The organism is Vibrio brasiliensis LMG 20546 (assembly GCF_000189255.1).
Classification (GTDB): domain Bacteria; phylum Pseudomonadota; class Gammaproteobacteria; order Enterobacterales; family Vibrionaceae; genus Vibrio; species Vibrio brasiliensis.
This window is the reverse complement of sequence record NZ_AEVS01000005.1, coordinates 19,507-29,019: the sequence shown is the minus strand read 5'-3', so window position 1 is coordinate 29,019 and position 9,513 is coordinate 19,507. Positions and strand designations below refer to the sequence as shown.

General features: G+C 40.3%; 5 protein-coding genes. All 5 read right to left on the bottom strand.

Annotated features, from left to right (window positions below):
* Positions 1–205: 205 nt before the first annotated feature.
* Genes rdrB through RH46_RS00685 form a run of 5 tightly spaced genes read right to left on the bottom strand, consistent with a single transcriptional unit; the run spans position 206 to position 9,439 of the window.
* Positions 206–2,734, bottom strand: coding sequence for an antiviral RADAR system adenosine deaminase RdrB (gene rdrB, locus RH46_RS00705; protein ID WP_071985891.1), 2,529 nt, complete (start codon positions 2,732–2,734; stop codon positions 206–208).
* Between the two features lies 1 nt (position 2,735).
* Complete coding sequence (locus RH46_RS00700) at positions 2,736–4,028, bottom strand: hypothetical protein (protein WP_040894756.1); 1,293 nt, start codon at positions 4,026–4,028, stop codon at positions 2,736–2,738.
* Positions 4,025–5,410: a P-loop NTPase fold protein gene (locus RH46_RS00695; RefSeq protein WP_040894753.1), complete on the bottom strand. Its 1,386-nt coding sequence runs from the start codon at positions 5,408–5,410 to the stop codon at positions 4,025–4,027. The genes RH46_RS00700 and RH46_RS00695 overlap by 4 nt, the downstream gene beginning before the upstream one ends.
* A gap of 7 nt (positions 5,411–5,417) precedes the next feature.
* Complete coding sequence (locus RH46_RS00690; RefSeq protein ID WP_006877462.1) at positions 5,418–6,140, bottom strand: hypothetical protein; 723 nt, start codon at positions 6,138–6,140, stop codon at positions 5,418–5,420.
* A complete protein-coding gene (locus RH46_RS00685) occupies positions 6,140–9,439 on the bottom strand; it encodes a type I restriction endonuclease subunit R (RefSeq protein WP_006877461.1) in 3,300 nt (1,099 codons plus the stop codon). The genes RH46_RS00690 and RH46_RS00685 overlap by 1 nt, the downstream gene beginning before the upstream one ends.
* Positions 9,440–9,513 lie beyond the last annotated feature (74 nt).

The following is a 9,513-nucleotide window of genomic DNA, read 5'->3' as shown; positions in this document are numbered from 1 at the left end:
ATGTATGGTACCGGTGGGCGGACTTGAACCGCCACGCCCGAAGGCAACGGATTTTGAAACCTCATAGCACGGTTTACTCTGATATTATAGACCATTAAACCGCTGATTTCATTCGCTCTGGTTCTTTGCGTTTTTGGCTGGTTTAGGTCGGTTTACACCAAATTGCACCAAGAACTGCATTGTAATAATAAATGTTAATCATTGCCTAGTTGACCCAATTTAAGTGGTTCTCTTCAAATACTTCAACCCCCTTTTGGCGAATACGGTCAATCCAGTCTTCTGCCTTATTAACGCCAACACCAAAATGACAAATTGCAGCTTCTTTCACTACTCGATACTCGTTGCGAATAGTCGTAGGCATCAAAGCGCTATCATCGGTGTTGATACACACAGGGACAGAGCCATTACGCAAGCCATACTTATTGAACTTACCGCCCTTCTCTAGCCAGGCTTCTTCTGGTGGATGCCAACGGTAAATTGGATGTTCATGATAATGTTTGAAACGCCCAATATAGATATTAGAGGTTGGACAGGCTTCAAGAATAACTCCTTTATCTGCATAAGATTCAATGCACAAATCTTGAATAGCTTCATAAAGATCAAGTTCAACAGATGAAATGGAATCAAAGGCCAAATTCTTTTCAATGCCAAAGGCTCCACCTCGATTACTACTAGAGCAAGTGATTGTTACAATTTTCTCTCGGCGTTTGAAAAACAGTTCGTCACGTTGTGCGTAAAGGTACTTCTTCCACAAATCTACGTGTTTAGCCTTTTTATAAGTATCATAGTCGTCCCTAAAATCAACGATCCACCCTCTAAAAGCAGAATCATGCTGAGGTACCACTGAATCTTTACCGTACGTCGCATAATAACTGGCAACTTTAACTGGACAGTTGCGTCTCAATCTCCATGCGTCATATAAGCGCTTTGGGGAATGAGACTCCTGATAAAGGTACTCACACCAAAATGAGATTTTATCGGCTAGTAATTGAAGAATTCCGACCATATCTGGTACGGATTGAACGACAAGCAGCGCCTTTTGATAACTCCACACTAGGTTATCTAAGTGCTCACCAACCGATATATAGGCCGTCTCTTGCTTCTTTGCCCAACTTATTGGCAAAATACCAAGGGCAAGACCATGCCCAATCCGATCACCAGAACCAAAATTACAGAACACTACACTTTCATCGATAGCTCGCATTCCAGAAATTAGATGACTGTAATCTTCTCCAGCGTGCACGGTCAAAAATGGCTTAAAAATGCGATTAAACTTTATCCCTTTGGTTGGATATCGACTCTCACGTAATACCCTCAAAGCCGGAGCAAACACTTCAATAGGTAGTTCATTTTCATTACCCGCAACATCATATCCTCGCACAGCCTTACGTAAATCTAATCCAGCCACCAACTTGGATTTCAACGAGCTAGACTGAACAATATCGTGTTCAGAGAACGTAATGGACTGAGAGAAATCTTGTAAATACTCAACTTGCTTAATAAGGGTATTTCTCTTTTTTTGTTGTAGCTTATCGCTGCGTTTACCGCTACGCGTAAAATGGAGAACAAAGTGGCTATTTTCAGAAATAGAGTTTAGATACAGATGTTTTAGGCCTTCAGCAAATTGCTTAGGGTCAAGCGAATCCCCTTTTCCTGCTAATATTGCATTTGGTGTAACCCTAAACTCTCTAGCAGTATTATCCTCTATATCGAATTCCAAGCCATCAATAATAGAATTCTGCTGCTGTACTGCCCGTGTATCTCTCATTCTGAATCTGGATGTTGTAACAAATTCACTTAACCCGACCCCAGATACCACCATATAATTTCGAAGAATGTTACATAAGCGAATTAAATTGAGCACCGCCATTTTATCGACTGAACCGAGTAGTATAGCCGTTGTATATAGCAACCACCTCTTCATCGATGATAGTTCTGTTTTAGCCGATCTAATAAGTAAGAGTTGGGCAGGATTATCAATCGTATCTCGTTTAGTTGCCGAGAGAACTTCAAAGTTAAACTTTTGATTATCCAACTTACTCTCACTAAAAATGCTATAACCGACACACTCTGCATTCAGCTTACAAGCACCAACTAACTCAAATTTGGTAAACACGCCACTCTCAACAAGAGAGTATTCAACTCTTTTTGGCCAGTGAAACTTATCATCGATCGACTCGCCATATAGACAAAAGCTCAATAAAGACGGCGTGAGCATCCCATGGCCACCAAGATGAACATGATTATCAGCGAACTTGGCTTGAGTAGAATTCAATGGTAAGGCAAAAGGGCATTGATATTCTTCAATACAATGTGAAATTTCATGCACGTTAAACTGGTAATTTTCCGCTAACTCTTTGTATGCTTGCGCGATTATCCAGCTACTATCCAATACGCTTAATAGCTCTAACCAGCTAGAAAGCATTTCTGGCTTCACTTCAAAGCAGTTACCTTGCCACTGCAAATACTCACCAACGATAGTCGATAGAACTTCAGAGAAGCACTCATCTAGTGAATCATCGCTAAAACCACTTAGACCGTGGGTTTCTAGCATTGCGTATACATCGTCATGGCGTAGCTTACGCTGGATATATGGCTCATAATCCATCACAGCCTGCATCAAAGAATTATTAGCACCACTCCGATCTCGAGTTCTGCCTTTTGCATCCCGCACCAATCTATCTGATGACAGAAAAGCAGCATAAACAGCTGTAGAATCACTAATCTTCAACATATTAGAGATCATCTCGATTTATAACTTTAAGAAGATTACGACATCTAGCATTCAAATTTTCAAACTCAGTAGTCGCCTCAAAATTTAGCGGTAAAGCTGCTTTGACAGTGGCAATTGCATTCTTTACATGAGAGCTGGCTGATTTAGCTTTCAAGTCTTTTCTAATTGCGTCCTGGCTACTTATCTTAACTCTAATTTCTTGAAGAAGAATACTTGCCTCTTTTTCCGCGGAACCAATCAAAGAAATTAACGCTTGAGTATTGCTTACTTGTTTATCACTTTTGCTCGCAGATGCCTTTCCAAGCCTTAGTAAAGGACTATAAATTTTTTCATTGGTTATTAAAATTGAAAATATAGGATGTTTTTCAATTGCATCATGCAAATTTAAAACATCTTTTAGCCTTTTTGCTTGTTCAGGTTTAGTATTTTTAAGTCTTTTTCTCTCTTGATTTACAATACTCATATTACGCGTATATGTTTTGTCTTTACTTGATATTTCAAAAGGGTTTCTAACAGTCTCTGACTTGGCACTAATTAATGCATTAGCATAGACCGCCTCGCCATATATCCCTGACCTCAGGACTGCATTTAACAGATTATATTTAAATCTCAAAACCATATCAGACAAGTGTTCGTCTTTATAGCTATCATTACTAGCACTTGAATAATTTGCCTTGATAACATTCATCGCAGTAAAAACACTGTTAAACACATAACTAAATATAGGAATCAAACTTACCGAGTCAAATCCATCTATTATTTCCGCGTTATCCCTTCTCCATTTTATAATTTCACCAAACAAAGCTACAGACGTCCAACCTTTATCATGCTCGTCCTTAACTTCCTCTTTATCACCTTCGATTGAAATCTTAGTTTCCGCAAGATTTATAATACTATAAAACGGCTTCTTCCTTATTATTTTATCTATAACATCAAAGGACAAGTCACTCTCATCAATAAAAAATGAGTAAATTAAAAGCTCAAATGCCCGACTAAATAGAACAAATCTTTTAGTATTATTTAACGTGGAATACAATTCACCTTCAGTATAGATATCTAATAATGCCCCCTCCACTGAATAGTCAATATTTACAAAATCATAAATTCCTTTTTCATCATTTAAAACACCATCAGTTTCATATGTATGTTTAGGGTACTTTCCTTGGGGGATCCATATGCTTTTTTTAATATCTTTCTTCCCTATCCCCTTACTAATAAACAAACTAGAAACCAAAAACTCTAACGGTGGCATTGGTTTTAATATTCTGGATTGATTACTAAAAAAAGTCTTCAAAAGACTCCATGTTTTTTACTTTCATTACCACCATTTAATGGGAGTGTCTCTAAAGCTTGAACTTGGCTTTTATATACCTCATACTTCGCCCATGGATAGATAACAAGATCCGACTGCTCTTTGATATTAAATGCCAACAAACGCTGTATATCAAAATCTTTATCTTCATCATGAATCATAGAAATAATCGATTCTGCATTGGTAAATGCTATACCATCCTTTTCCTGCGAAGCCCATCCTCGATATTTTATATGTAGTTCTAATGTATTATCTTTTACTCCCACCAAATCCGACGGTCTAATAGTGCGTACAAGTTGAGTTAATCCTCTAGCAGACTTCGGCTGAAACAACCCTTTCCTAGCGTCTCGGTTATGACATAAGTAATTAAATTTATCGAATAATTCCTCTCGATAGTCTGAGTAAGAAATTTCAGTAAGAACCTCATTATTTCTCTTTTCAGATTCAGTAATCGTCATTTTAGAAAGCAGCTTTTCTATTGAAAAAAGAGAGATTCTAGTATGACTAGGGAATACTTTTGTTAAGTACGCAGCTGTTAGATCAGAACTCAACTGTTTACCATCGGAAATCAACCTATCATCTTGGCAACGATTATCATAGGAGCTTTCATCAAAGTGAGTTTGGGTCATATGTTCATATAGCTTCAAATCACCACTAACTATAGGGATAATATAAGGGCAGCCTAAATATCTACGTACTTCATCAACAACCTCAAAGGCATTATCTAATGCCATGTCAACGTCATCAATTAATACAACGATAGCTGAACAACCAAGCACCTCAATTGCAGATTCAACAAAGTGATGAAAATTGTTTTCCACTTGAATTCCTGAGCTGTAGTTGAGTATCTTATCAATACCAATGGAGCCATTAAATTCTGATGTTTTTCCCATTGAGTCTGCAAGCTTCTTAAGACTATGATGAAAAGCATCTCGCTTTTTTGACGAAATATTGGCCTGCCGATTAAATTTATCACTAACAGCTTGATATATTTGAGCGATAATTACGTTGGCAAATGAATCATTATCCATCAGCATTGTAGGGTCAATGACATCTAAGAAAAACAAGCTATCTTGCTTCGCTTTACCTTGTTCAGAGTTTTTCCACATATTCTCACTGTTACGTAAGAAAACCGTCTTGCCCGACCCCCTAGGACTAGTCACTAAAACCGCATTGTGAGAAAGCCATGTTTTATTATTATCATGCTTACGCAAACTCTTATAGCTTTCAGCATCAGCTAATATCGTACGTAAATTCTCTACCAATTGATCTTTGGCATATACTTGCCATAACTCACCATCGTTAGCTTGACTCACATAGTCATCACGATACTCTTCTCTTGAAATGTCTAACCTATAAACCATAACTAACCTACTTCTTTAAACCTTTAATCCAACTTAATGTTGCATCACCAACTGACAAATGGTCACCAACAATATCTTTTTGCTGTTGTTCAATATTCTTCTCTACTAACGCGTAGAACTTCTTTTGCAGCGCCTGTTCTTCAATTTCCACCATGAACGGAGCTTTACCTGAGACGTTTAACTGGTGTTCTGACAACAGTCTCTCAATATGAAAACGAACAGCACGGTTTCTAACCCAAGCCCTGGTATAACCAAAGTATCGATTCGAGCCGTAAGACAAAACGAATAAGGTCACACCAGCAGTACACATGGCCATGAAAAAAGACGGTGAAGAAAAAACGACTGAAACCAATAGGAAAACGATGAGTAAACCCATGAAAAACGTTAGGTTACACTCGTTTCTAGGTTTGTTCTGTGTACTTTCATACAACCAAAATACGATTAGGTACAACGCGGTTGGTATCGTGATCACAATCAACGTAGACACATTACTCGTAATAACTAAATTATTTTCTAGTAACCTGATCAATAAACATTCGTCGGATAAAAAGCTATCACTATAAAGCTTGTTAAGAGTCAAAGCAGAAAAGCTAATAAAGAATCCAACTAAGGCCACTAACGACATTCTCCTAGTCGCCACGTGTTTCTTATAGTTTTTACTCTCGACACCTTCGATTTTACCTTTGTATTTATTGATCTGTTCGATTAATAGTGAACTATCACTGCTCATTAACTTGTACCTTTCTTATAATTCTCAGCCTGCTCTAGCACGCCTTTATAAACATCATCATTTGCGATTGGCGGGAAGCCAAACTTGTGCAGAAGTAGAATCAGGTCTACCTTAAGCTTGGCTTTGATATCATCCCGCCCTGCCCAATCTGGGTATTGGGCAACGTCATCGACAATCACTTTCATCTCTTTGGCGAGCTCTAGCATCTTGTCGTCTTCGTATTCAAATTCATACTTGGTGCGCATGTGCTCCAAGATATCGAGGAAAGCTTTCTCTTCCATATCGATACCGAGGTCCTCGAATGACGTGAGCTCAGTTACCATCTCGCTCATTAGAGACGTCATCTCTTTGATAATGCCGTCAAACATCTCATCCACGAATGGTTCGAACTCTTCACCTCGCAGTTCGTTACCTTCACGTCGCTCGTTGTATTGGTCCACCAGCGATTGTAAGCGCTTGGAGAAGTCGACACCTTTGAGCTGGTTTACCTTTTTAAAGTCACTAATGGCTTTGCCTAGCAGCTTTTGTAGCAACTGGATTTTGGTATGAGGCAGTTTAAGCTTTAGAACTCGCTCCATGTACTCGTCATCGAAGATATCGATGGATTCTGCTTGCTCTTCACCGATAGTGAAGATTTCTTCTACGCCTTCAGCACGCAGCGCTTCTGCCACTAATTCGCGAACATGCTTGTTCATTTGTGCCGTGTCTGGCGCATCTCCTTTGGTCAGCTTGTAAATGATTGACCGGACAGCAATGTAGAAATGAATCAAGTCGCGCTCTTGCTTAGAAAGCGACTCACTACCACAACATACGTCATAAGCCGCTTTTAAACGCTTCACTAAGCCCATGAAGCGGTGTTCATTCTTCTTGTTTACCAAGACAAACTCTGCGGCAAGATTTAAGCACTCAAGCTGCAATCGAGGTTCGCCACTAAAGTATCCGGAACGGTCAAAGTGATGGAACATCTTACCCAGCAGATCGAGGTGATTCTTAACCTCTACTACCGAGAGTTGTACATCCTCAAAATTACTTTCATCGGCCTTTGAGTACATCGCAAGTGCTTGGTTCATTCGAGACTTAATACCGATATAGTCAACGACCAAACCTTTGTCTTTGCCTTCAAACTTACGGTTTACACGTGAGATAGTTTGAATCAGGTTGTGCTTCTGTAGTGGTTTATCGATATAGATGGTGTCGAGCTCTGGTACATCAAAACCCGTTAGCCACATATCCACGACTATCGCGATCTTAAAGTTAGATTTCGGACTCTTAAACTGAGCATCTAGCGACTTGCGGTAATCTTTGGTTCCGAGCAACTTGTAAAGCTCGTCTTCATCGTTACTGCCACGAGTCATCACCATTTGTACCATTGCCAAAGGCAGGATCTCTTTAGCTTCTTGTTCAGTTAAGGTTTCACCTTCTAGGCACTTTTTAATTTCGAACCACTCAGGGCGAAGTCGCTTCACTAGTTTGTAAAAGTCGTAGGCAATTTCACGGCTGGCGCAGACAAACATCGCCTTGCCTTTAACCGTTGAACCCTCAGAAACACGCTCTTCATAGTGAACCACAAAGTCTTTGGCTAATGCTTCCAAGCGGTCTTCATCACCTAAGATGGCATTCATGTTGGCAGAAGCTTTTTTGCTCTCTTCAATCTGATGCTCACTGGCGCCTGCCTCAGCACATTCCTCGTAGTATTTCTCGACTTCTTGCAGCTTACTATTATCGAGAATAACTTTTGCGGCACGTCCCTCGTAAACAATTCGTACCGTGATTTCATCATTTACAGACTCAGCCATCGTGTAGCTGTCTACAGGTTTACCGAATACATCTAACGTTGCATCAATAGGCGTGCCGGTAAAGCCAACATACGTTGCACTAGGTAATGAATCATGAAGATACTTAGCAAAGCCATAGCTCTCTTTTACATCGACAGCGACGCCGTCTTTGTATTGCAGAGTGACCTTTTTGTCGAGATTGACTTGAGAGCGGTGCGCCTCATCCGAGATACAAATGATGTTGGTACGGTTAGAAAGCACTTCTATGTCTTCAGTGAACTTGTGGATGGTCGTGAGGAACACACCACCGCTTTTTATTCCTTGTAATTTGTCACGGAGGTCTTGTCGGCTAGTTACAGAAACCACCATCTCGTCGCCGATATAATCACTGGCATTGCAGAACTGTTCTGATAGCTGATCATCTAGGTCGGTACGGTCAGTAATAAGAACAAGGGTTGGGCTTTCAAAATCGACACTTTTCATCAATAGCCGTGATAAGAACTGCATGGTAAAGCTTTTACCACAGCCCGTTGCGCCAAAGTAAGTACCACCTTTGCCGCTACCCCATGGCTTCCGCTCTTTGTCGATGTTGTAGTAAAGCTTACGAGCTGCGTAGTACTGAGGATAACGACAACACACTTTCACTTCTTTCTTCGATGTATCAGGGAAGAAGATGAAGTTTTTCAACACGTCTAACAACCGAGTTTTATCAAACAAACCCGCTATCATGGTATAGAGCGAATTGATACCTTGTTTCTCTGTGGACTCGTTGCCAGTCACCTTGCGCCAAGCATAGTAGAAGTCATAAGGGGCAAAGGCGTTACCCATTTTGTTGTTTACGCCGTCGCTGATGATAGTAAGCGCGTTAAACACAAACAGTTTAGGGATGGCGCGCTTATAACGAATGTGGATTTGCTCCCACGCATCATAGATGGTCGCTTGTTCTTCACGTACTGCGCTTTTGAACTCAAACAAAACTAGCGGTAAACCATTAATGTAGAGAACGCCATCAGGTATTCGCTCTTCATCACCGTTTTCAATGTGCAGTTGATTGACGATTTTGTAGATGTTTTGGTCTTTATGTTCTAGATAAGTGCCATCGCCTTCCGCGACTTTTCTCTCTGCTGATTTGGTTTTGTCTTCAAGAAGAGGCACAAACATTAAGCGCAGCGCTTGCGCCAAATGTTTGGTGTCGATTAACTCGATATAGAGGTCTTTTTTGCTGCGGTCTTCACGCTTAAGCAGAAAACCATTAGCAAGCCAACCACAAAACGTTTTGTTGCTATGGTACAAGTCACTGGCAGGTAGGCGATTAAGCTGGTGTACGATTTGGTCAATCTCACCTTCGGTAATGTCGTCCGCTTGATATTGTTTGGCAAGGTAAGTGCGTAAGTCATCGAGAAGCAGCACTTGCTCTTTGTCTTCACGCGCAACTTGCTCACCCACCACATGCGGATAGCCTTGCTCATCCAATAACTCAATGATGGCTTGTTCGAGTTTGGCTTCAGTAAATTTTAAGCTCATCGCCTTTTCCTACTGCTGTTTGACGTTGTGTATAGTTGTTTTAGTTATTTGTTTTGTTAGAAAGGCTCTTTGCT